18 protein-coding genes are annotated in these 20,401 nt (G+C 66.6%); 11 read left to right on the forward strand and 7 right to left on the reverse strand.

The genetic code is table 11. The features are described 5' to 3' along the window. Positions 1–44 precede the first annotated feature (44 nt). Entirely contained in the window at positions 45–545 is a 501-nt protein-coding gene (locus H8S61_RS08515; protein WP_186938678.1) for a LytR C-terminal domain-containing protein, read from the forward strand. A gap of 69 nt (positions 546–614) precedes the next feature. Here the strand turns inward: H8S61_RS08515 and H8S61_RS08520 are convergent, their stop codons facing one another. Beyond that, positions 615–1,139, reverse strand: a complete 525-nt coding sequence (locus H8S61_RS08520) for a TetR/AcrR family transcriptional regulator (protein ID WP_186938679.1) — start codon at positions 1,137–1,139, stop codon at positions 615–617. A 106-nt stretch (positions 1,140–1,245) separates the two neighbouring features. Between H8S61_RS08520 and H8S61_RS08525 the strand changes: the two genes are divergently transcribed. From H8S61_RS08525 to H8S61_RS08535, 3 genes are all read left to right on the forward strand, one after another. Next, the gene (locus H8S61_RS08525; RefSeq protein ID WP_186938680.1) at positions 1,246–2,004 is read left to right on the forward strand and encodes an EFR1 family ferrodoxin; all 759 of its coding nucleotides are present in this window, start codon (positions 1,246–1,248) and stop codon (positions 2,002–2,004) included. Then, positions 2,001–2,783 carry a nitroreductase family protein gene (locus H8S61_RS08530; RefSeq protein ID WP_186938681.1) on the forward strand — a complete coding sequence of 261 codons (783 nt, stop codon included), beginning with the start codon at positions 2,001–2,003 and terminating at the stop codon, positions 2,781–2,783. Before H8S61_RS08525 ends, H8S61_RS08530 begins: the two co-directional genes overlap by 4 nt. Positions 2,784–2,916: 133 nt before the next feature. After that, positions 2,917–3,471: a glutathione peroxidase gene (locus H8S61_RS08535; protein ID WP_186938682.1), complete on the forward strand. Its 555-nt coding sequence runs from the start codon at positions 2,917–2,919 to the stop codon at positions 3,469–3,471. A gap of 121 nt (positions 3,472–3,592) precedes the next feature. On the opposite strand, the gene H8S61_RS08540 is transcribed toward H8S61_RS08535, so the two are convergent. Continuing rightward, on the reverse strand, positions 3,593–3,895 hold the full coding sequence (locus H8S61_RS08540; RefSeq protein ID WP_186938683.1) for a DUF2316 family protein: 303 nt from the start codon (positions 3,893–3,895) through the stop codon (positions 3,593–3,595). Between the two features lie 40 nt (positions 3,896–3,935). Continuing rightward, entirely contained in the window at positions 3,936–5,747 is a 1,812-nt protein-coding gene (locus tag H8S61_RS08545) for an FAD-dependent oxidoreductase (protein ID WP_186938684.1), read from the reverse strand. A gap of 232 nt (positions 5,748–5,979) precedes the next feature. Between H8S61_RS08545 and H8S61_RS08550 the strand changes: the two genes are divergently transcribed. The 3 genes from H8S61_RS08550 (at position 5,980) to H8S61_RS08560 (ending at position 9,217) form a co-directional block, all read left to right on the forward strand. Then, positions 5,980–7,377 (forward strand): helix-turn-helix transcriptional regulator, encoded by a 1,398-nt coding sequence (locus H8S61_RS08550; RefSeq protein WP_186938685.1) that lies wholly within the window; start codon positions 5,980–5,982, stop codon positions 7,375–7,377. Between the two features lie 235 nt (positions 7,378–7,612). Next, positions 7,613–8,035: a helix-turn-helix domain-containing protein gene (locus tag H8S61_RS08555; protein ID WP_186938686.1), complete on the forward strand. Its 423-nt coding sequence runs from the start codon at positions 7,613–7,615 to the stop codon at positions 8,033–8,035. 42 nt (positions 8,036–8,077) lie between these two features. Beyond that, positions 8,078–9,217, forward strand: a complete 1,140-nt coding sequence (locus H8S61_RS08560; protein WP_186938687.1) for an alpha/beta fold hydrolase — start codon at positions 8,078–8,080, stop codon at positions 9,215–9,217. A gap of 95 nt (positions 9,218–9,312) precedes the next feature. Here H8S61_RS08560 and H8S61_RS08565 read toward each other — a convergent pair whose 3' ends face one another. Continuing rightward, positions 9,313–9,894, reverse strand: a complete 582-nt coding sequence (locus H8S61_RS08565; protein WP_186938688.1) for a TetR/AcrR family transcriptional regulator — start codon at positions 9,892–9,894, stop codon at positions 9,313–9,315. Positions 9,895–10,024: 130 nt separating this feature from the next. Between H8S61_RS08565 and H8S61_RS08570 the strand changes: the two genes are divergently transcribed. Continuing rightward, positions 10,025–11,488, forward strand: a complete 1,464-nt coding sequence (locus H8S61_RS08570; protein WP_186938689.1) for a DHA2 family efflux MFS transporter permease subunit — start codon at positions 10,025–10,027, stop codon at positions 11,486–11,488. On the opposite strand, the gene H8S61_RS08575 is transcribed toward H8S61_RS08570, so the two are convergent. Continuing rightward, positions 11,485–12,984 carry an aldehyde dehydrogenase family protein gene (locus H8S61_RS08575; protein ID WP_186938690.1) on the reverse strand — a complete coding sequence of 500 codons (1,500 nt, stop codon included), beginning with the start codon at positions 12,982–12,984 and terminating at the stop codon, positions 11,485–11,487. The two genes, H8S61_RS08570 and H8S61_RS08575, sit on opposite strands and share 4 nt — an antisense overlap. Before the next feature lie 224 nt (positions 12,985–13,208). Between H8S61_RS08575 and H8S61_RS08580 the strand changes: the two genes are divergently transcribed. The 3 genes from H8S61_RS08580 (at position 13,209) to H8S61_RS08590 (ending at position 17,513) form a co-directional block, all read left to right on the forward strand. Further along, complete coding sequence (locus H8S61_RS08580) at positions 13,209–14,645, forward strand: helix-turn-helix transcriptional regulator (RefSeq protein ID WP_186938691.1); 1,437 nt, start codon at positions 13,209–13,211, stop codon at positions 14,643–14,645. Between the two features lie 402 nt (positions 14,646–15,047). Further along, entirely contained in the window at positions 15,048–17,234 is a 2,187-nt protein-coding gene (locus H8S61_RS08585; protein ID WP_186938692.1) for an FAD-dependent oxidoreductase, read from the forward strand. 51 nt (positions 17,235–17,285) lie between these two features. Next, positions 17,286–17,513: a 4Fe-4S dicluster domain-containing protein gene (locus H8S61_RS08590; RefSeq protein WP_186938693.1), complete on the forward strand. Its 228-nt coding sequence runs from the start codon at positions 17,286–17,288 to the stop codon at positions 17,511–17,513. A gap of 60 nt (positions 17,514–17,573) precedes the next feature. Here H8S61_RS08590 and H8S61_RS08595 read toward each other — a convergent pair whose 3' ends face one another. Both H8S61_RS08595 and H8S61_RS08600 read right to left on the reverse strand, forming a co-directional pair. Next, entirely contained in the window at positions 17,574–18,386 is an 813-nt protein-coding gene (locus H8S61_RS08595) for an alpha/beta hydrolase (RefSeq protein WP_186938694.1), read from the reverse strand. A 65-nt stretch (positions 18,387–18,451) separates the two neighbouring features. Then, positions 18,452–20,167, reverse strand: coding sequence for an FAD-dependent oxidoreductase (locus tag H8S61_RS08600; protein WP_186938695.1), 1,716 nt, complete (start codon positions 20,165–20,167; stop codon positions 18,452–18,454). Positions 20,168–20,401: the final 234 nt, after the last annotated feature.

Here is a 20,401-nt window from a genome sequence, read left to right on the forward strand (position 1 = left end):
GGGGCGCCTGCGCGCCTGGAACCACCGATACGAGGAGGCCCGAGATGCTGAAACGGATGGTCGGGATCGTCATCGTCGCCGCGCTCGGCGCGGCGTTGACTGGGTGTGCGTCGGGCGTTGAGCGGCAAAATGTTCCGAACGACCGCGCCGTCGGCGAGCAGCCCGCCAAAAGCGAGCAGCCCGTCGGGGGCGCCGATTCGACCGAGCCTGAGCCGCTTCGCGCGGGAAAAGGCGAGATCACCGTGCTCGTGCTGAACGCAAGCGGCGAGGAGGGGGCGGCGCGCGAGGCCGCCGATAGCATCGAGGCGCTCGGCTTCGAGCACGTCACGGTCGACAATGCCACGTATCACCAGAAGGGTAACCGGGTGTCGTACCACTACGAGGAGCATCGCGCCGAGGTGGACGAGGTCGCGGCGCTGTTCGACGCGCTCCCGCCTTTCGACCCCTATTGCTACGAAGACGCCCGGAGCGGCGGCTGGAGCATGGACTACGACATCCTCGTCATGCTCGGCGAGCCGGGCACTGGGTACCCTGTGCCCGTGTAGCGTACAAATGTTTCACGTGAAACACCGTCGGAAGCGACCTGCTCGCCGGGCCGTGTCTCGCGACCTCGCCTAGAGCTTCTCGCCCTTCGCCAGGTGGGCGAAGGTCTCGGCCATGACCTCGGGGGATTCTTTCATGCCGCTTTCCAGCCAGCAGAGCAGCACGTTGTAGAACGCGCCGGCGGAGAAGTACAGCCGGTAGCGCTCGGGGGAGCTTGCGGGCATGTCTCCTCCGGCGGCGATCTCGCAATCGGTGATGAGGTCGAGCAGCGACGTGCCCGCCTTCGCGCGATGGAACGCCAGCACGAGGCCGGCATGCTCCTGGTAGAAGCGGAACTTGAACTCGAGGCGCGCGCGGCTATCGAGGTCCCCATCCGGCATGCCCTCGTGGTAGCGCTGCGTCACTTGCCCGATGCCGTATTCGACCAGCTCCTCGACCGAGGAGAAGTTGCGGTAGAACGACGCGCGGGCGACGCCCGCCTGTTCGACCAGCTCGGTGACGGTCACCTTCGACCAGTCCTTGCGGCCGGCGAACTCGATCAACGCGGCCAGCAGCTGGTCTTTCACGCGTTGGTTCTCCTGCTTTCTCTTGTCCATGAGACAGATCACCTCGTTTTGTCTCCGGTGCACGGATTGACGGCATACGCATATCTGATACAAAATGTATCACATCGAATGATATCACCGGAACGGGAGATGCGCCATGATTTTGTACTTCAGCGGCACGGGCAACAGCCAATGGGCGGCGCGGCGGCTCGCCGATTCGCTCGACGACGAGGTTGTTTCCATCAACCGGGCGATGAAGGACGGCCATCCTGCATCGTTTCGCTCGGAACGGCCGCTCGTGTTCGTCGCCCCCGTGTACGCGTGGCGGCTGCCGCGGGTGGTCGACCGGTGGATTCGCGCCGCGCGCTTCGAGGGCAACCGCGACGCCTACTTCGTCATGACCTGCGGTGGGAAATGCGGAAACGCGGCCGCCTACGCACGGCGGCTGTGCGCGAGCACGGGGCTGCGCTATCGGGGGCTGGCCGGGGTGCCCATGCCGAAGAACTACGTGGTGCTGTACGACACGCCCGGCGCCGAGGAGTGCCGTGCCGTCGTCGAGCGCGCCCGGCCGCGCATCGACGAGCTCGCCAGGCTCATCGGGCGGAACGAAGCGCTTCCGGAACAGCCCATCGAGCTGAACGACCGCTTCCGCAGCGGCCCGGAGAACGCGCTCTTCTACCCGGCGCTCGTGCACGACGCGAAGTTCACCGCGTCGGACGCGTGCGTCGCGTGCGGGCGCTGCGTCGAGCGCTGCCCACTCAACAACGTCGTGCTGGTCGACGGCAAGCCTACGTGGAACGGCACGTGCACGCACTGCATGGGCTGCATCGCGGGATGCCCGGCCGAGGCCATCGAGTACGGCTCGAAGTCGAGCGGCCGCCATCGCCATGATCTGTGGACGGAGGAGCTCGCATGAGGCATGCGCACGACGTGACGATCGACGCGGGACGGTGCATCGGGTGCGGCCTGTGCGAGGAGGATTGCCCCGCCAGCGCCATCGCGGTCGAAAGCGGGAAGGCGCGCATGGTCGCGCAGGACTGCCTCCTCTGCGGCCACTGCGTCGCGATCTGCCCGAAGGCGGCCGTGTCCATGACCGGCTTCGAGGACGAACCGCGCGAGCTGGGCGCAGGCGCGCCGCCGGCCCTCGACGCGGATCGGCTGCTCGAGGCCATCGCCGCGCGCCGCAGCATGCGCCGGTTCAGCGACGAGCCCGTGGCGGAGGAGGACATCGCCTGCATCATCGAGGCGGGACGGCTGACGCCCACCGCGAAAAACGCGCAGGACGTGTCGTACGTGGTGCTGCGCGATGGCATCGCGCGCTTCGAGGCGCAGGCGGTTCGCCTGTTCAGGCGGGTGTTCCCTTTCGTGCGGCTCGTGAACTCGATGGCGCGCCGCACCAGCATCGACGACCGGTTCTTCTTCAAGGGCGCGCCCGTGGCCATCGTCGTGGTTGCGCGCAACGACATCGACGGTGCGCTGGCGGCCTCCAACATGGAGCTCATGGCGCAGGCGTGCGGTCTGGGCGTGCTGTACAGCGGCTACTTCTCGATGGCCGCTGCCGTGTCGCGCGTGCTGCGTCGTGAGCTGGGGCTGTCCCGCGGCAAGAAGGTGGTCGCCACCCTCGTCGTCGGTCATCCCGCCGTGCGCTACCGTCGCACCGCCCCGAAGGAGGCAGCCGCGGTACGCTGGGCGTGAGGGGATTTTCGCGTCGCCGCCGCGCGCCTGCAACGGATATATGACCGTTCCGTAAAATGTTAGTAACAAAGTATCATTAAACGGTATCATGGGTTCCACAACCGACGAACAACCCTCATCGAAAGAAGGACCCATGGCTTCCAGCATCTACGACTTCACCGTGAAGGACCAGCAGGGCAACGACGTGTCGCTCGCCGATTACCGGGGACGGGTGCTGCTCGTGGTGAACACCGCCACCGAGTGCGGCTTCACGCCCACGTACGCCCAGCTCGAGGAGCTGTACCGCGCGCTGCACGAGCGCGGGTTCGACATCCTCGACTTCCCGTGCGACCAGTTCGGCCACCAGGCGCCGGGCACGAACGAGGAGATCACGGCGTTCTGCACGTCCCGCTTCGGCGTGACGTTCCCGCAGTTCGCGAAAATCGAGGTCAACGGCGAAGGCGCCGACCCGCTGTTCGCCTACCTGCAGCAGGAGAAGGGGTTCGAGGGCTTCGACGAGGGCCACGAGCTGACGCCGATCCTGGAGGACATGCTGGCGAAGGCCGATCCCGACTATGCCGGCAAGCCCGACATCAAGTGGAACTTCACGAAGTTCCTCGTGGACCGCGACGGCAACGTCGTCCGCCGCTTCGAGCCCACGACCAGCGTGCCCGACGTGGTCGCAGCGGCCGTGGAGGAGTTGCTGTAGGTTCGCGCCCGGCACCCAAGATCGCGCAAGCCGCCGCGTCGAAGCTCGACGCGGCGGCTTTTTCGTGCCGGCGGGTCGGATGTTTCACGTGAAACATCCGTACGCGTTCGCGGTGCGGGCGTTACGGTCGCATGTGGCCGCGGTCGATGGCCGCGCCGTCGAGGAACCAGTAGTCGTGATGGTCGCCGACGAGGGCCGTGAAGGGTATCAGCTCGATGCCGCGCGCGGCGCCCTCGGCCAGCAGGTGGTTCCGCAGGATCCACGGGTCCTCGAGCCGCACGTTGTCGAGGTTCGCCACGCGGACGAGGTGCTGCTCGGTCGTGCCCAGGTCATGCGCGACCTGGGCGGGCGTCAGTCCCAGCCGGCGCAGGTTCTCGTCGAACTGCTCGATGGTGCTGGCTCGCTGCTGCGGGGATAGCGACATGGTGCGGCTCCTTCCGGTCGGCGTCGTCGGTCGTCGGCGTCTATTGTAGCGCTGCTTCCGCCGCGATGTAGCCCGTCGTCCACGACATGGCGTTGCCGCCGAGGATCGTGGTGTTGTACAGGCCGGTGCAGTAGTTGCTCTCGCCGACCATGCCGCCCGCGGTGGAGAAGTTCGCGTACAGGCCCTCGATGACCTTGCCGTCGGCGTTCACCACTTCCATGCTGGGCGTCACGCGCACGCCGCACATGGTCTTGCCGAGCGAGGTGCCCAGGCGCGCTCCGTAATACGGCGGCTTCTGCACGGGAGTCAGCCAGTTGGGGTTGTAGGGGTACACCATCTCGGTGTCCTCTCCCTGCTCGCACAGCTCGTTCCAGTGCGCGACCGAGTCCTTCAGCACCTCGGGGTCGAGCCCGAGCATGTCCGCCAGCTCGTCCAGCGTGTCGGCCTTCTTGATGACGCCGCGGTCGATGGCCTTTTCCACGTCGCCCAGCCAATCGCCGCTGAACAGGCTGCCTTTCGGCACGTTGTCGGTGTTCGTCACCGGCGAGGCCGAGGCGCTCAGCCCGTGTGCGAACACGTCTTCCGGATAGTTGCTGTCGAATACCTGGTAGTAGCGGTTGCCCATGCGCGACACCTGCGCCGCCACGACGCCCGTGTCGCCCATGCCGCCGTAGAAGTCGGGGCAGTCCTGCTTGCCGTCCGTCGCGTAGTACGGCACGCGGCGCCCGCGCTTGTCGATGGTCAGCCACACGTTGCGGCACAGCTGCGTCGCGCCGTCCCAGAAGTAGTGCCAGAACTCGCCCGTCTCCTGGTACTCCTCGAACCCGGCCAGCCAGCCGCACCACGAGTCGTGCCCGGACATGTCCGCGTTCAGCCCCAGCGCCATGCGCGTGCACTCGCCGGTGTGGTAGAACATGGGGCCGCCGAACGTCGCCACGTCGAGCGCCGTGGGCACGTACTTCTCCATCATGGCCAGGTTCATGCCGAACCCGCCCGAGCACAGGATGACGCCCCGCTTGCCGCGGTAGTGCACGGTGGCGCCGTCCTTGTCGGTGGCCTGCACGCCCACGACCTTCCCGTTTTCGACGACGAGGGCCGTGCACGTCGTGTTCGTGCGCAGGTCGGCCCCCTTCTTCGTGGCGCATGCGCCCATCGCGAGGCAGGTGGGCTGCATGCCGAGGATCTGGCTGTGCTCGCCGCTGATCACCTTCGTGTCCATGAACGCCTGGCCGCGGCAGGTCATCTCCACGCCGTCGTGCTCCTGGAGCCAATCCATCACCCCGCCGGCCTTGAGCGCGATGTTCTTCAGCAGTTCGTCGTCGATGCTGAACTGGTAGTTCGGCAGGATGGCGCGCATGAACGCGTTGATGTCGAAGGGGTAGGACGGGTAGGCGTACTGCAGGGCCTCCTGGTCCTTCGAGCCGCCGGGCAGCAGGAACCAGCCGGCCGCATGCTGGGTGGCGCCGCCGATCTCGGCGTTCTTCTCGATGGCGATGACGGTGCTGCCGTTGTCCACCGCGTAGTTCATCGCGGCGAGGCCGCCGCCCCCGGTGCCCACGACCACGATGTCGGCTTCTCCGTCCCAGGTCGCGGGCGGGTCGACCGGGGCGATGGGCTCGGCCTCGGCCATGTCGATGTTCTTGAACACGCCGTGGTCGATGAGGCTCGCGCCCGCTGCCTCCTTGTCGGAGCTCGCGTCGGCCGAGCCTGCCGGGGCGCAGCCGCCGAGCGCGAACGCGCCGCTCGCGGCTGCCGTCGCCAAGGCCCCTTTCAAAAACGCTCGACGATCCATTCCCCGGTCCATTTCCCGATCCATTTCCCGATCCGTGCCCTCAGACTTCTTTTCGTTCATGATTCCCTCCTCGGTGTTCAGGCTGTGCGGGTTGCACGTTCCAACGGGCCCAGCTTCGCACGGCGTGGGCGCTCGCGCGTCGTTTCGGGAGGGTGATTGCGGCTTTCACACCGTTTGGGTGACGGATTCGGGCGGAGGTTCCGGCTGCGGCGCGCCCTTCTGCGTCTATAATCGGCAGAGGAGAAGGATAGGTTGGTGGGGACGGGATTTCGATCCGGGTGAGGGGAGCGCTTTGTCCGCACGGGAGACGCAGGATGCGCAGGGCATATTCAAGGAGCAGCTGCTGCTCGTCGTCGCGGGCTCGTGCTTCGTGTGCCGCCATTTCCTCACGTTCTGGACTTCGCCGTCCGATGCCAGCCTGATCTCGTCGTTCGGGCAGGGTTGGTCGTGGATGGTGGCGGTGGCGGCGTCCATCGTGTCGTGCGCCGCGTTCGTGCTCGTCTCGCGCCGCGCGGGTCGAACGACCGCGTCGGGGTGGTGGTACCTGAGCGGGTTCGGGCTGCTGCTGGTTGCGCTGTTGGTGGGCGCGTACGCCGGCTGGACGGGCTCCGACGAGCTGAGCTTCGCGGCAACCGTGCTGCTGGGGCTGGGCAACGGCGTGGCGTTCTGCATCTTCATCGGGGCCCATCTGGGCGAGAAGCCGGGGATCATCATCGTGCTGCTGGCTTCGGAGTTTCTCGTGGGGTCGGTGCTGTACCTGCTGGTGCACGCGTTCGTGCCGAACGTCGCGCTCGTGGTTCCGGCGCTCGCGCTGAACGTGGCGTCGGGTCTGCTGCTGTGGGCGTGCGCGCGATCGTCGGGCAAGCCGGCCTCCCTCGAGCCGGTGGCGAACCTCAGGCCGCCGGTCATCACGTTCAAGCAATTCTGCCTGGTCACCGTCTGTTTCGCAGCTTCGTACGGCATCGTTCGCACGCTGGCGACGCGCACGTCGAGCGGATCGCTCGACATTGAGGTGCTCAGCACGCTCGTGGCGGCACTCGCGCTGCTTGTGTTCGGCCTCGGGCGCGGCATCCGTTCGTCGCAGTCGTTCATCATGGTGATCGTCGGCATCTTCGCCGTGAGCTTCGTGTCCATACCGCTGTACCTGTTCGACGTGTACGTGGCCTCGCTCATCCACGCGGTGGGGTTCTCGCTGTTCCTGATCGTCTGCTGGGGGTTCGACGCGTTCTACGCGTCCGAGAACGGCACGAGCCCGCTTGTGGTTGTGGGCGTCACCTACGGGTGCGTGCAGTTCGGCGAAGTGGTGGGCGGCCTGCTCATGCTCGTGTTCGCCCCGCTCTCGGAGCTGTTCTTGCACCTGTTGTCGTCGGCGCTGCTGTTCGGGCTGGTAGCGTTGCTCATGCTGTTCTTCATGCGGCAGCAGCGTACGAAGGAAGTGGACTACACGGCGTATTTCGAGCTGCTGGCGCAGGCGTGCGCCCGCCTGGCCGACGAGCACGGGCTGACGCAGCGCGAGCGTGAGATCCTCGAGCTGACGGCGCAGAAGAAGAGCAACGGCCAGATCATGAACGAGCTGTTCATCTCCCAGAACACGCTCAAGACGCACCTGCGCCACATCCACGCGAAGATGGGCGTCCACAACCGCAGCGAGCTGCTCGACCTCGTGGAGACGGAAGCCGCCCGCGCGTAGGCGCTTCCGGCGGACGAGGCTCCGGCGGATGTTTCACGTGAAACATTTGTTCGGAGTCTGCTTGCGTGGCCGCGGCGTGGAGCGGCGGGCGGTAGCTTGCTGCGGACCGATGCGGGGAGGGGCGTCCGCCCGGTTTGTCAACGAAACGCGACAGGGATTCGGGTTCGTGTCATCATCGGTTGGTGGATCGGGGCCGGTTGGCGGCTTACCATAGGTGGCAAGGAGTATGAATACCATGATCGGTTCGAACATTCAGAGCAGGCGCAAGATGATCGGGCTCACGCAGGAGCAGCTGGCCGAGCGCTTGGGCGTGTCACGGCAGACCGTGACGAAGTGGGAGACGGGCGAATCCGCTCCCGACCTCGTGAACGCGGGGGCGCTGGCCCGCGCGCTCGACGTGTCGCTCGACGCGCTCGTGGACTACGACCCGCAGGGCACGGTGCTGCCCATGCCGCCGCGCGGCAAGCACCTGTTCGGCACCGTCACGGTGGGCGAGCGCGGGCAGATCGTCATCCCCAAGCAGGCGCGCGAGCTGTTCGGCATCGAGGCCGGCGACGCGCTGCTCGTGCTGGGCGACGAGGAGCAGGGTCTCGCCATCCTGAAAGCCAACGAGTTCATGGACCGCGTGTCGATGCTCCGCACCATGGTCGACCGATAGCCCCGCCGCCCGGCGGCGCGGGCTCTGAGGCGAGGAGGACGCATGAGCACCGTCGGGAAGAGGAGGATCGGCATGATCGCAGCTGTCGTCGTAGGAGTGCTGGCGGTGTGCATCGCGGCCGCGCTGCTGTGGTACGTGGATGCCAACCGCCACGGCGAGGAGCGCGATCTCGCGAAGGCGTACGCGGTCGGTTTCGTGGAGAAGCAGGCGCAGGTGAGCGTGCCGGTGCGTGGCGAAGAAGCGCCCGGCAGCGCCGCCACCGCCATCGCCACCGTCAACTACGCCGAGGGCCCCGACAACGGCCCGGCGCTCGTGCTCGTGCACGGCCAGTCGATGCAGTGGGAGGACTACGCGCGCGTGCTGCCCGACCTGGCCGCGCGCTACCACGTGTTCGCCGTCGACTGCTTCGGCCACGGCGAGTCGAGCCATGACGAGGCGCTCTACTCGTGTCAGGCCGTCGGCGAGGCGCTCAAGGCTTTCGTCGCGCAGGAGATCGGCGGCCCGTACCTCGTGTCAGGCCATTCGTCGGGCGGCATCATCGCCGCCTGGTTGGCCGCCAACGACGCCGAGCGGGTGACGGGGTGCGTGCTGGAAGATCCGCCGTTTTTCCGCGTGACGCCGGACGAGATGCGGCAGGAGCCCGGCTGCTTCGTATGGAAGGACGCATTCGAAGTGACGCACGCCTTCCTCAACCAGGACGAAGTGGCCGACCCCGCTGTGTTCTACGCGCAGCACAGCTACCTGTTCGGCCTGTTCGGCGGCTTGCAGCCCCAGATCGCCGCGTGGACGGAGGCCGAGCGCGCCGCCCGGCCCGACGCGCATCTCACGCTGGCGTGGGTGCCGCACGATTGGGTGCGCGGCCTGTACTTCTACGACGACTTCGACGTGCGGTTCAGCGAGACGTTCTACGACGGCTCCTGGTTCGACGGCGTCGACCAAGCCGAGGTGCTGAGCCGCATCGCGTGCCCCACCGTGTACCTCAAGGCGAAGACGAACTACGGCGAGGACGGCACCCTGTTCGCCGCCAATTCCGACGACGACGCCGCGCGCGTGCAGCAGCTCGTGGCAAGCTGCGAGACGACGGTCGTCGAATCGGGCCACGACATCCACTACGAGAAGCCCCGGACGTTCATCGAGGCCGTGGACGCCGTCGGGGCCGCTCGTTCCACGAGCCGCGGCTGAAAAGGACGCCTCGCCGAACGTCCCGGAATGTTTCACGTGAAACATCCGTTCGCATCGCGCTGTTTTCGCATCGCGTCGCCTTGCGGGCGCGCGGCTTACGCCTGCGGCGCGCGGGGGAGGAACAGCTCGCAGGTTTTGCGGGCGAACTCCTCGAGGGAGAGGCCCCGGGCGGTTTGCTGGAACTCGGGGGAGCCGCTGATGAACGCGGCCAGCAGCATGTCGGCGCGGAACGGCGCGTCGTCGCAGCCCGCGCGCTCGAACAGGGCGGCGAAGGGTTCATGCAGACGCTCGTAGACCGGGCTCTGCAGGGGCCCCGCCGCGCTGAGGGCCGACTGTTCCATACCCTTGAACAGGGGAATCTTCTGCTCCTTGAACTGGAGGTAGCGCAGCGTCATCCGCTCGAGCGTGGGGCGCGCGTCGTCGCGCGCGGCTGCGAGCGCGGCCAGCTCGTCGGCGAGCGTCATGAGGTGGTCCTGCATGAGCGCGAAGCACAGGTCGCTCTTGCTGCCGAAGTGGCGGTACAGCGTGCCGGCGCCCACCTCGGCCTCCTGCGCGATGCGGTTCATGCTGACGCTCTCCACGCCGTAGCGGGCGAACAGGTCGTGCGCCGTCTCGAGGATGCGGGCGCGGTTCTTCACGGCGTCTTGGCGCTCGCGGCGCGGGGCCTGCTCGGTCATCGTCGATCCTTTCGCTCGAAGCGCACCTTGTCCCTTGACAAACGGAGAGTACTCCGTTTACTATATCCGGAGAGTTATCCGTTTATACTAGCGCATGCGGGGCGATCGCGCAATGCTGAGGAGCCGCACCATGGAGCAAGCGAATTCCGCACCGACGAAGATCCCCCGCAAGGCCATCGCCATCGTGGCCGTCATGATGGTGGGCTCGTTCATTTCCGTCCTCAACCAGAACCTCATGACCACGGCCATCCCCACGTTCATGGGCGTGTTCTCGGTCGAAAGCAGCGCCGCACAGTGGCTGACCACGGCGTTCATGCTGGCAAACGGCATCATGGTGCCCATCACGGCCTACCTGATCCGCCGCTTCTCCACGCGCGCCCTGTTCTTCACGGCCATGGGGCTGTTCGCGGCGGGCACGGTGCTGTGCGCCAGCGCGCAGGTCTTCGAGATGCTGCTGGCTGGCCGCATCGTGCAGGCCTTGGGTGCCGGCATCACCATGCCGCTCATGCAGACGGTGCTGTTCACCGTGTTCCCGCCCAGCAAGCGCGGCACGGCCATGGGCTTCTTCGGCCTCGTGGTGGCGTTCGCCCCGGCCATGGGCCCCACGCTGTCGGGCTGGATCGTCGACAGCTTCCCGTGGCAGGCGCTGTTCCTGCTGCTGCTCCCCATCATCGCGGTCGACGTCGTGGTTGCGTTCTTCGTGGTGGGGAACGTCTCCGAGCGTTCGAACCCGCGGCTCGACGCGCTGTCGGTGGCGCTGTCGTCGCTCGGCTTCGGCGGGCTGCTGTACTCCCTGAGCATGGTGAGCACGCTGGGTTGGAGCAACCCGGTGCTGCTGGGCACGCTGGCGGTGGCCGCCGTGTCGCTCGCGTGGTTCGTGGTGCGGCAGCTTCGGCTGGAAACGCCCATGCTGGAGTTCCGCGTGTTCACGTCGCGCACGTTCACCGTGTCGATGGTCCTCGTGGTGCTGGCGTGGGCGTCGTTCATGGGGTCCGCCACCATGCTGCCGATGTACATGCAGAACACGGCCGGGTTCTCGGCGCTCGATTCCGGCATGACGCTCATGGCGGGCGGCATCGTGATGGGCGTGCTGTCGCCCATCAACGGCCGCGTGTTCGACCGCTTCGGGCCGCGCGTGCTGGCACCGGTCGGTCTCGCGCTCGTGTGCGCGGGCACGTTCTTGCTGGCGCACGTGGAAACCGCGAGCGGCATGGCGTACATCGGGGCGGCCTACGCCGTGCTCATGGCGGGGCAGTCGATGGTGTCCATGCCGCTGACCACTGCGGCCATGAACAGCCTGCCGCCTGCGCTCATCCCGCACGGCACGGCCATGAACAACACGATGCGCTCCATCGTGGGCGCGCTGGGCACCGCCGTGTTCGTCACCATCATGGTGAGCGTGTCGTCGTCGGCCGCGCAGGCCGGTGCCGCGGGCAGCGCGTCGGCGGGCTTCGACGCCGCCTTCGGGACGATGGTGGTGCTCAACGCGCTCGCGTTCGTCGCGTCGCTGTTCGTGCTGCGCAAGCCCCGCAGCGCCGACGCCGCCTCGCTGGTCCAGCCGGCGCGCGACCAGGAGGCGGCGCCGAATTCCTAGAACGGGTAGGGATGCGGGGCGTGTTGGACGCTCGTCCAGTGGGTGCGGGTCATCTCCTCGAGGATCCAACGGCCGTTGAAGCGGCCGAGCCCCGAGTTCTTCTCGCCGCCGAAGGGAACGTGCTGCTCGTCGGCCACGGTCATGTCGTTCACGTGCGTCATGCCGGCGTCGATCTTGAGCGCGAACGCGGTGGCGCGCTCCACGTCGCCGCCCACGACGGCGGACGACAGGCCGTACTCGCTCATGTTCGCGAACTTCAGCGCCTCGTCCTCGCCGTGCGCCGTGATAATGGGCGCGAGGGGGCCGAAGCTCTCCTGCAGGGCGATGTCCCAGGTGGGGTCGACGCTGCCGAACACCGTGGGCGGCAGCACGAGGCCGTCGGGCTCGGCGCCCAGCAGCGTTTCGGCGCCCTGCTGCTGCGCGCGTTCGATCTTGCTCAGCAGGCCGGTGAGTTGCGCGTCGTTGATGATGGGGCCGATGTCGGTCTTCGGGTCGAGCGGGTCGCCGCACACGAGGTTGGCGGCGCGGTCGACGAAGCGCTCGGTGAACTCGTCGACGAGCGACGCGTCCACGATGATGCGGTTCGTGCTCATGCAGATCTGCCCCTGGTGCAGGAAGCGTCCGATGATGGCGATGTCCACGGCGCGGGCCATGTCGGCGTCGTCGAGCACCACGAGCGGGCAGTTCCCGCCCAGCTCGAGCGCCACGCGTTTGATGTGCTTGCCGCCGGCCGTTTTCGCGCCGATGCCGCGTCCCACCGCGGTGGAGCCGGTGAACGTGATGAGCTTCGGCACAGGATGCTCTACGAAGTAGTCGCCGATCTCGCCGCCGCGTCCGATGAGCACCGACAGCAGCCCGGCCGGCAGGCCCGCTTCCTCGAAGATCTTCGCCAGCAGCAAGCCGCCCGTGACGGGCGTGTCGCTGGCGGGCTTGAGCACCACGGCGTTGCCGCAGCCCAGCGCCGTGGCCACCGAGCGGTTCGACAGGTTCATCGGGAAGTTCCAGGGGCTGATGACGCCCACCACGCCCAGCGGCTGGCGGTACACGCGGTTCTCTTTGTGCGGTGTGTCGGAGGCGAAGATGTCGCCGTGCATGCGATAGGGGAACGACGCCGCCTCCTCGGTGATGTTGCGCGCCGCGCCCACCTCGAACTCGGCCTTCGCGCGGATGCTGCCCGATTCGCGCTGGCACCATGCCACCAGCTCGTCGTGACGCGCATCGAAGAGGTCGACGGCGCGGCGCAGCACGCCGGCGCGCTCGGCAGGCGCGGCGGCGGCCCACGCGCGTTGGGCGCGCTCGGCGGCAGCGTACGCGTCGTCGACGTCGGCGCGATCGGCCAGCACGTGGGTGGCCAGGACGTCCTGGTTGTAGGGGTTCACGTCCTGGGCCTGCTCGCCGCTGCCGCCGTCGCGCCAGGTGCCGGCGATGTAGAGCTTGTCGAGGCCGTCGTAGGGACGGGGAGCGGTTGGGTTTGGGGCGGTGGGGGATGCGCTCATGGGGAAGCCTCCGATTCTCGCGGGTTTGCTCCCAGTATAGGAAGCGTCCCGCGCGGTGCTTGCGCCCCGAAACGAACGGTTGCTCGGCTGGCATGGAAGCGTTTTGAGGGTCCGGCGGGATGCCGCAGCGCGCCGGGCGCCGTCCCCTTGCTAAAACCCCGCCCATTCGTCAAGATGGCAGGAGCGCGGTTTGAGGGGCTGCGCGACGGCGGAGGGAGGGCCGCATGAAGCGCGAGGTGTGGGTGGCGTACGTCTCGATGGGCCTGGCGGTTGCGGCTCTGGCGTGCTGTTTTTCGTCGATCTACTTCATTCAGTACTCCGTCATCGGGGGCAACGTCCAGTCCACGCTCGTGGTGTCCGTCAGCGCTGTCGTGGCGATGTTCGGGGCGGCGACCGTGGCGTACTTCCGTCCCTTGAAGCTGTGGTACGTGCTCGTGCTGTTCGTGGCGTTGCTGCTGGCGCGCTACGCGGTGCTGCCCGACGCCATCGGCGCGGAGCTTCCCGCCATGAACGTCATCATGGGATGCGTGCTGGGGCTGTGCCCTATCATGGCGGGCTGCGTCGCCACGTACCGATCGACGAAGACGTCGTTTCGGGTGATCCTGCTGGGCTTCGCGGGAGCGGCGCTGCTGCTGGGACTCTTGCGCGTGTTCTCGCCTATGAGCTACATGCACATCCAGGAGCTGTGCCTTATGGTGTTCGCGGTGGCCGTGGCGCTGTTCTTGCTGCTGCATCGCCGAGAGCCGGTGGCCCGCGCCTCCATCCGGAGCTCGCTGGGGCACGAGCGCGCCACGAGCTGGGTGGTGGCGCTGTTCGACTTGCAAGGGTCCACGCTGTTCGTGTTCGGGGGTTCGGCGCTGCTGTTGTTCTGCTACGGCGTGTTCGAAACCTACGCGCTGGCGAACGGGCAGGTGATGCGCGATTCCGGCGAGACGATGCTGGCCATCTTCGCGATCAGCATCGCGCTGCTCGTCGCGGGCAGCGCGCGCTCCTCCTCGAAGCGGCTCGAATCCCTGTTCACGGTGCTGTACGTGGTGTACGTGGCCATCACGTTCGCCACGCTGCTGCTGGGCGTGTTCCCCGGGCCGCTGTTCCTCGTCATGGGCGTGGGCGCCATCGTGCTGCACATGCTGATATGGCTGCATCTCGCGCAGGCCACCGTGTCGAAATCCGTCTCGCCGGTGTTCATGTTCGGCGTGGTGCTGGGCGCGGTCATGGTATGTCACCGGCTGGGTTGGTTCACGGCCATGACGCTGACGGCGCTGTTCCCCGACGACGGCACGCTCGTGTCGAAGCTGGCCGCCGGGGTGCTGGCCGCCATCGCCTTGGCTGCGGCGGTCGTGCTGTTCGTGGCGATGCGGCGGGCGACGGCGTCGCCTGATCGCGGCTCGGCGGCCGACGCGGTCGCGGTGCGGGCGCAGGCGCTTGCCCGCTACTTCGAGGGCGCGGGCCTGACCCAACGCGAGAACGAGATCGCGGTGCTGTACTGCCAGGGCCGCAGCACGCCCTACATCGGCGACGAGCTGTTCATCTCCGAGACCACGGTCAAAACCCATATCCGCCACATCTACGCCAAGCTCGACGTGCACAACAAGCAAGACCTGTTGAGCGCCGCCGATCGTGCCGTTGCGGCCGAGGGCGAGCGGGCATCGGCATCGTAGCGATTCGGGCAGCGGGGCGGTCGCGCTCGCTGTTCAAGCGCGATCGAAAGATTCATCCCGGTCGTCCCGACAAGGGGACGAACCGGGACAGCAATAACATCCGAACCGCCGAAGCGAGTCCGAGAGCCGTGGGGAGTTGACGCTCCCTGCGGCTCGCCTGTCATTGTACCGAGTCGCCCGCATCCGCGCAAGCCAAAAGGTTCCGACACCGGTGCATCGTGAACCTCCAGTTCAAACGTCCGTTTTTTTCCCTATCATCACTTTGTGACGATGCGTTTTCGCGAAATACTCCGAAACGGTCGCTGTGCAAACGAGCCCGTCCCGGCAATACTCCGGTCAGCAAGCAGCCCCGCGTTCGCACGAGGAAGCGGAGCGAGGGCACGGGACTTGAAGGAGGGCACTATGGGCATCAAAGGGAAAGAAGCCGACGGCCAAACCAGAAACGACGCGATCCGCGCGCTCGCCGAATCGGGCGTTCAGGTGGAGCCGGGCATCAGCCACGTTTCGCGCAGGGACTTCCTCAAAGTGGTCGGCGCGTTCGCGGGCACGGCGGCCGCCGCAGGAGCGCTGGGCGGTTGCAGCCCCGCCGCGAACACGGGCGCGGCGGCCGCGTCGGACGACGCGGCGGGCAAGGCGACCGGAGGCGCAACCGAGGTGGCGGAGCGGAAGGGCGCGGTGGCGCTCGACATCGACGAGGCCAACAAGACGTACCTGCCGCTGAACACCGAGTACGCCACGCCGGTCATGCCGGCGCCCGAGCAAACCGCGTATACCTGCGACGTCCTCGTCATCGGCGGTGGCCTCGCGGGCACGAACGCCGCGGTGGCGGCGGCGCAGGCGGGCAAGAACGTCATCCTCGTGGATAAGAGCTATCCGGGCTACTCGGGCCTGTCCGCCTGGCCCAGCTGCACGGCGTACTGGGATCCCGACAAGGACATCGACCTCGAAACCTGGCGCGACTACCACAAAGTGAAGTCGGTGTACTTCTCCGACCTCGACTGGGAAGAGCTGTGGGCGCGCGAATCCAAGGGCGCGTTCGACCGTCTGAAGGAATGGGGCTGGATCGAGGAGCACGACCGCGCGGTGGATGCCGAAGGCGGCGCGTACTACCAGGACGGCCTCGTGTTCCACGACGACCGCTGGGGCTACCATCAGGCGAACCTCGCCCACGACCGCCATCGCGTGCTGGCGAAGATCCTCGAGGACAACGGCGTGACCATTCTCGACCACGTGATGATCGCCGACGTCATCGAGGCGGACGGGCGCGCGGCGGGCGCCGTGGGCCTGCACTATCGCAGCTCGACGCCCCTCACCATCGCGGCGAAGGCCGTGTGCATGTGCACGGGCTCCGGCTGCGTGAAGCCCGCCGGCTACCCGCTGGGCGGCGACACGTTCGACGGCTTGTGGATGGGCTACCAGCACGGTCTGCCCATCACGGGCATGGAGTTCGAGGACTTCCACCAGACGTCGAGCTACGCCCCCGGCAACATCCAGGTGAACTGCGGTTTCCAGTACTCCGAGAACATCTGGCCCACCGGCGGCACGGTGGCCAGCGCCGAGTTCAAGGCGCCCGAGCTCATCTTCGAAGGGCGCGAGGCAACGTACGAATACGGTTTCTACCGGGGCGATTGGAGCAAAGTGGAGATCACCGAGGCCGCCTCGCAGTCCGTCGCCCATGCCGGCGGCGACGAAAGCGATCCGCGCATCGGCAAGTGGACCTCTCCCTCGCCGGTGGGCGACTGCTTCGGCGCGGCACCCGGCATGCCCATGCACTGCATCGCCGGCGTGTGGTGCGGCGTCGACGACAAGGAGGGCTTCACGGGCATCCCGGGCCTGTGGGTGGCGGGCGACGGCACCCATGCCGCCAACATGTCCGGCCCGAACTACGGCCACGAGCGCGGCTCGATGTCGAGCTTCGTGTCCATCGTCGGAGACATCGTCGGCAACGCCGCGGCGAAATACATCGACGACGAGGGGGTCGCCGAAACCGCGCTTCCTGCTGACCAGGTGCAGGAAGTCACCGACCGGATGATGGCCCCGCAGACGCGCGAGCGCGGCTACGAACCGATGTGGGTGCGCAACGTGCTGTTCGGCATCATCGCCCCCGGCTGGATCACCGTCGCGAAGTCTGAGGACAGCCTGTCCAGCGCGCTGTCGGACGTCAAGCGGCTGCAGGGCATCGCGTCGGGCAACATGATCGCCGAGAACGGCCACGACCTGCGCCTGTGCATGGAGGTGGAGCACCAGCTGCTGGCCATGGAGATGAAGCTGAAAGCCGGCCTCGCCCGCAAGGAGAGCCGCGGCCTGCACTACCGCACCGACTACCCGTTCAAGGACGACGCGAACTTCCTGCACTTCATCACCTACACGAAGGGCGAGGACGGCGCGATGGTGGAAGGCCAGGTGGAGGAGCCGGACGAGTGGAAGGGCGACCTGTCGCTCAGCTACACCGAGCGCTATCCCGTGCTGGTTACGCCCGAGGAGATGCTGACCTACGGCACCGAGGAGCAGAAGAAGAACCTGACCCATTACAACGGCGTGGAAACCGTCGTCGGCGGCGGCCAGAACGAGGACTACGGAAAGAAGTAGGGGCCCGTCCGCACGGCAAGCGAACCCCTCATCTTCGGAAGGAGCATGAACATGTCTGTCATTCGAAACGATCTGAACCTGTGCCAGGGCAGCACGTGCAGGATGTGCGAGAAGATCTGTCCCATGGACGTGATGTATTTCAGCGAAGAGCACAACAAGTCGGTCATCGCCTACGTCGACAACTGCATGAGCTGCGGCCAATGCTGGCTCAACTGTCCCAGCCATTCCCTGGGCTTCCAGACCGAGCAAACCGGCCCGGCCACCAACGCCGGTCGCTGATCTCGTCCGGCAAACGCCCGAGCGCCTGCGCCGATCCCTCCCCGACGCAGGCGCTTCGCCTTATCCTACGTGGTCGTCGAGCCACTCGACGGCGTCGCGGATGACGCGGTCCTTCTTGAACTCGTTGAATATCTCGTGGCGCAGGCCGGCGTAGATGCGCAGCGACTTGTCCTTCGACGAGACCTCGCGGAACAGGTCGATGCTGTCCTGCGGGCTGACCAGGCCGTCGTCGCCTCCGTGCAGCAGGATCACCGGATCGGCGAACGCGGCGGCCTGCTCGCGCAGCCAGAGGTGGCCGTCGTGCACGGCGTGCAGCAGCGCCACGGAGAACTCCTTGATCACGAAGGGGTCGGCCAGGTAGGCTTCGCCCACGGCGGGGTCGGAGCACACGCCGTCGCCCAGCTCGTTGGGCAGGTACGTCTCCGGGTCGAGCCCCTCGTCGACCGCGCCGGAGGCCAGGCCCGCGTGGTCGCGCGTCCAGGCGCCCGACAGCACGTAGCCGGCCAGCTTGCCGGGGTGGGCGGTGCCGTAGCTGGCGGCGCCGAAGCCGCCCATCGAGTGGCCGATCATGAACAGCGGCAGACCGGGGAACTGGGCGCGCGCTTCCTCGACGAACAGGTCGGTGTCGGACACGATCTGCGTGCGGTCGTCGTACCACACCTTCTTGCCCATGGAGCGCCCGTGCCCGCGATGGTCGAAGCGCACGACGGCGTACCCGGCCTCCAACAGCCGTTCCACCACGTGGTCGTAGCGACCGAAGTGCTCGCACAGGCCGTGGACGATGACGACCGCCGCCTTCGGCCGCTCCGGCGCGTCGATGCGTCCGACCAGCATGAAGCCTTCGGCGGTCTGTTTCGTGAGTTGCTGCTGCATGCGCGTTCCCTTCTCTCGGGTCGAAATGCTGGGGACATTGTAGCGCACCCAAGCGCTCGCGATTGCTAAGCGTCGTGCTCGGCGAGCCAGTCGTCTTTGCGATAGCCTTCGGCAGACTTCGTCTCGGCCCAGTTCGCGGGCTTGCTGGGCACGAGATCTCCGGTGAGGGCATGGATGGTGGCGTAGCGTCCGGAAGTCATGCACGACCCGCACGACATATTCCCCATGTAAAGCGACCAATCGCCGTCGCCGCACAGGTCGCCCGCGCCGAATCCGACGGCGTACAGGCCGGCGATAGGATTGTTCTCGCTATCGACCACCTGGTAATTACCGTCGACGGTAATGCCGCAGCACATGGCCGTGAGACGGATCCATTGGTGGATGCCCCAGAACGGCGGTTCGACGATGGGCGCGAGGTACTGCTGCTGCTTGCCGAAGTCGGTGTCGGCACCCTGCTCGCACAGCTCGTTGTATCGTTCGACGCTCTTCTTGAGGTTGTCCGCAGGTATGCCCAGCTCCTCTGCCAACTCGTCAAGGGTGTCGCAACGATGCGTGTCGACGAGGTCCTTGATCACGCCGGTGGGGTTCTCCACGGCACCGGGAACGTACTTCAAAAGCGAATCGCGATCCGTCGGCTTGTATCCCCAGGCGGTAGCCGTCTCCACGTAGTCGTTGTCGAAGATGCGGCAGAATTTCCCGGGATCTTCAGCGTCTTGGAAGCGCAACGTCTCGTCCCAATAATGCATGGGCGTCTCTTCGTTCATGAACCGCTCCGCATTCTCGTCGACCGCGAGGAACGGGATGTCGATCATCATGTACGGACCGGCGTCCATATCGTGCATCTGCTTGCTGTGGCCGACCGGGGTGATGTGGCCGCCCGCCGTTGCCGACATCAGGATACCGTCGCCGGTTTTGTTCGACTGCTTGCAGGTGAAGCGTGCGAGGTCGGGAGCAAATTTGCTCACCATGCTTTTGTTGTTCTGATAGTCGCCGGTGGCGAGGATGACGGCTTTGTTCGCATTGAAGCGAATGTAGGAGCCGTCCTTGGCTTTTCCGACGATGCCGGTGACGCGATCCCCGTCCTTGATAAGCTGCACGCCCGGTGTGCTGTAGCGTATATCTGCACCGAGCGACTCGGCGTAATCGGCCAGCGCGCGCACCAGATTTCCGTTGTTCTCGGGCTTCACGCCGAACGCGTTCTTGGTCTGGGTTACGTAGTTGCCGTCAGGGAAGTCGAAGTGCAGCGACCACGAGTCGGCGGGAGCGTATCCGGCCGCTGCGGACTGCTTGGCCATCCACATGGACGTTTCGCCCGAATGGTAAGCGAAGAAACGGGCGAGGTCCATATTCACGCGGTAGTTACAGGATTTGCGCCACTCTTGCAGCCACATGAGCACTCCCGCCTCGGTAGATGCCTCGAGGCATATGCCGCCGTCCCCGCCACCTTGCGCGATGGCGGTGGACTCCTTTTGCAGGCAGACGACGCTCGCTCCCTCTTCGAGTGCGGTCAGCACCGCCGGCATGCCCGAGGTGCCTGCGCCCACCACGACGATGTCGTAGGTTTTCTCGTCGGCGAAGGAGTCTATAGGCTCGTATACGACGCTGGAATCCTTGAAGTCTTCCGCAGAGAAGCCGTCGGGATAGGTTGCGCCTGCGTCCGCCTCCTTGGCGGCAGCGTTCGGCGCGCATCCGGCGAGGCCGAACGCCGCCACGCCGGCCGCTCCGGCGGCGACGACGCCGGTGGACTTCAAAAACGTGCGCCTGCTTGGGTTGTACTGCATGATTCGTTCCCCTTCCTTGTTGGTTTTATGCCGGGGCTCGGCTTCCGATACGCTTGGCCCCGTCGCCTATCATGGGTGGCGCATTCGCATCGTGCCAGCTCCGGAAGGGGGTGCGACCCTCCCCCGAAAGGGGGTGTTTTCGATTCCGCGCGCCCAAGAGGCTCCTGATGGCTGAAAAGCGCTACACTGGAAAGAAGGATTTGGGGAAAGGGAGGGGATCGCCGTGCGTGAGCG

Origin of the sequence: Eggerthella hominis, assembly GCF_014287365.1 — a bacterium.
GTDB lineage: Bacteria > Actinomycetota > Coriobacteriia > Coriobacteriales > Eggerthellaceae > Eggerthella > Eggerthella guodeyinii.

Coding starts and splice junctions, on each gene's coding strand:
- H8S61_RS08535 (WP_186938682.1), top strand. CDS start 2,917: ATGGCTTCCAGCATCTACGACTTCACCGTGAAGGACCAGCAGGGCAAC.
- H8S61_RS08540 (WP_186938683.1), bottom strand. CDS start 3,895: ATGTCGCTATCCCCGCAGCAGCGAGCCAGCACCATCGAGCAGTTCGAC.
- H8S61_RS08545 (WP_186938684.1), bottom strand. CDS start 5,747: ATGAACGAAAAGAAGTCTGAGGGCACGGATCGGGAAATGGATCGGGAA.
- H8S61_RS08555 (WP_186938686.1), top strand. CDS start 7,613: ATGATCGGTTCGAACATTCAGAGCAGGCGCAAGATGATCGGGCTCACG.
- H8S61_RS08595 (WP_186938694.1), bottom strand. CDS start 18,386: ATGCAGCAGCAACTCACGAAACAGACCGCCGAAGGCTTCATGCTGGTC.
- H8S61_RS08530 (WP_186938681.1), top strand. CDS start 2,001: ATGAGGCATGCGCACGACGTGACGATCGACGCGGGACGGTGCATCGGG.
- H8S61_RS08570 (WP_186938689.1), top strand. CDS start 10,025: ATGGAGCAAGCGAATTCCGCACCGACGAAGATCCCCCGCAAGGCCATC.
- H8S61_RS08520 (WP_186938679.1), bottom strand. CDS start 1,139: ATGGACAAGAGAAAGCAGGAGAACCAACGCGTGAAAGACCAGCTGCTG.
- H8S61_RS08525 (WP_186938680.1), top strand. CDS start 1,246: ATGATTTTGTACTTCAGCGGCACGGGCAACAGCCAATGGGCGGCGCGG.
- H8S61_RS08580 (WP_186938691.1), top strand. CDS start 13,209: ATGAAGCGCGAGGTGTGGGTGGCGTACGTCTCGATGGGCCTGGCGGTT.
- H8S61_RS08565 (WP_186938688.1), bottom strand. CDS start 9,894: ATGACCGAGCAGGCCCCGCGCCGCGAGCGCCAAGACGCCGTGAAGAAC.
- H8S61_RS08575 (WP_186938690.1), bottom strand. CDS start 12,984: ATGAGCGCATCCCCCACCGCCCCAAACCCAACCGCTCCCCGTCCCTAC.
- H8S61_RS08600 (WP_186938695.1), bottom strand. CDS start 20,167: ATGCAGTACAACCCAAGCAGGCGCACGTTTTTGAAGTCCACCGGCGTC.
- H8S61_RS08585 (WP_186938692.1), top strand. CDS start 15,048: ATGGGCATCAAAGGGAAAGAAGCCGACGGCCAAACCAGAAACGACGCG.
- H8S61_RS08590 (WP_186938693.1), top strand. CDS start 17,286: ATGTCTGTCATTCGAAACGATCTGAACCTGTGCCAGGGCAGCACGTGC.
- H8S61_RS08560 (WP_186938687.1), top strand. CDS start 8,078: ATGAGCACCGTCGGGAAGAGGAGGATCGGCATGATCGCAGCTGTCGTC.
- H8S61_RS08515 (WP_186938678.1), top strand. CDS start 45: ATGCTGAAACGGATGGTCGGGATCGTCATCGTCGCCGCGCTCGGCGCG.